The sequence below is a fragment of the Serratia sp. A07 genome (genome assembly GCF_058725505.1).
In genome coordinates, this window is the sequence record NZ_JBZXDO010000159.1 from 1 (window position 1) to 1,503 (window position 1,503).

Sequence of the window (1,503 nt, forward strand, 5' to 3'; positions counted from 1 at the left end):
TGACGCATTGTCGGGTCATGTTGAATATCGGTCAGTACCGACCAGGCCGTCTGGCTGACGGTGCGGTTTTTATGCGCACAGCCCATGGCGACCGTATCCAGCCAGGTCGGATCCAATGTCTCCGCATCACGGGCCGAGAGTGGTTCATCGTGTTGGGCATAGATATTCCCCCTCACCCGCCCCTGGCCGTCACGTACACGCCGGCACAAACTGAGCCAGCCGGTCAGGCGTAACATCAGCAGCACGCGGCTGACGGTCTCGCGAGACGCCTTACCATTGAAGGGCGAGGCAAGCTGCAGCTGCAGCTCGTCATAGGTCGGGAACACGGCGCCCTGATTCTGTTGCGCGTACAGGCGGATCATAATCCACGCAGTTTTATCAAGCGGTGACAGACGGGTGTCCAGAAGCAACCGGCGGGGGATGGAATCATGTACATTGCCCATGTACAGCAGACCGCTGCGCAGATTCGTGACATCGGGGCTCCCCGCGTGCTTTTCCGCGCCTATTCGTTCCGCCAGGCGGGCATTCATTTGTTCGAGCGTAAAGGTGATCAAGCTGTCATCAGGTGTTTTATTTATGCTCATCGATTTTGCGCATCCTTTTACGCTGCTCCCGCCCACAGGGCGAAAGCATCAAGCGGTTGTTGGCCTAACGGCACTCAGGCCTGTACCCGATACCAGGTACAGGGTCAGTGTCATCACTTCCACAGTTCGTTGTTGTAGCGTTCATGGGTCAACAACTCCCAGTCATCACCACTGTTTCGGCTGAGCAGTCGCCAGCTGGTACCGATATCAATCTTCATCCAGGCTCGCCCGGGGGCGTGCTTGCCTTTGACATGAAGGTGCTTGTAGTTACGCTCCCCGCGGCGGAAGCGCCTGACCTGCTCCTTCGCCTTTCTCTGGCAGGATGGTGGCGCCGAACGGGGGACCTGCAACCCCGGCATTAACATCACAGGCTTCATGCCAGCCTCCTTGCATTTCCTCCCGACGTGCCACGTGACGTACGCACGGCCTGAATGGCTTTTCTGGCGGTCGCCGTCTGAGGGGCATCAAAGCTGCGAACGGCGTGCCAGACAGCCGTCAGAGATACATCTATCTGCTCGGCAGCCAACATCATGACGTCCAGTCCATCGGCACTGGAGGCGTCATCGATGTCGGCCTTTTGCCACTGGCGCCACAAGGCGGCATTCTCATCGTCACTGAGCGCTGCACAGCGCCCCTGGCGAATGTTGATACCGGTCATGCGCCGGCGGGCGGCAACTTCAACGGTCGAGAGGCCAAAATAGTGCTGCATCATTTCGATGGAGCCCCCCAACGCCAGTGCACGGTCAATCCGTTGCATGCGCTGCTGCTCGCGGCGCGCATGTTGCAGCATCAGGGAGAAATTCTCGTGATGGATTTGAAAGGTCAGCACCGATACCGAGCTATTCATCAGGTAATGCAGGTCTTCAATGGTCAAACCGTGCAGCAGTTGCATCTCCTCCGTGGTCAGCCCCAGAGATTC

3 protein-coding genes are annotated in these 1,503 nt (G+C 58.2%); all 3 read right to left on the reverse strand.

Annotated elements, in window-relative coordinates; genetic code table 11:
- Positions 1 to 584 (reverse strand): STY4528 family pathogenicity island replication protein (locus tag AC4PR2_RS28795; RefSeq protein WP_492176037.1); only part of this gene is annotated, 584 nt, incomplete at its 3' end.
- A gap of 113 nt (positions 585 to 697) precedes the next feature.
- Positions 698 to 961, reverse strand: coding sequence for a ParE family toxin-like protein (locus AC4PR2_RS28800; protein WP_043143926.1), 264 nt, complete (start codon positions 959 to 961; stop codon positions 698 to 700).
- The coding region (locus AC4PR2_RS28805; RefSeq protein ID WP_492176038.1) for a DUF2857 domain-containing protein at positions 958 to 1,503 on the reverse strand (546 nt) is incomplete at its 5' end. The genes AC4PR2_RS28800 and AC4PR2_RS28805, both read right to left, overlap by 4 nt.

What these genes read in the sequence shown, in the direction of transcription:
- AC4PR2_RS28800 (WP_043143926.1), bottom strand. Translation starts at nt 961, where the DNA reads ATGAAGCCTGTGATGTTAATGCCGGGGTTGCAGGTCCCCCGTTCGGCG.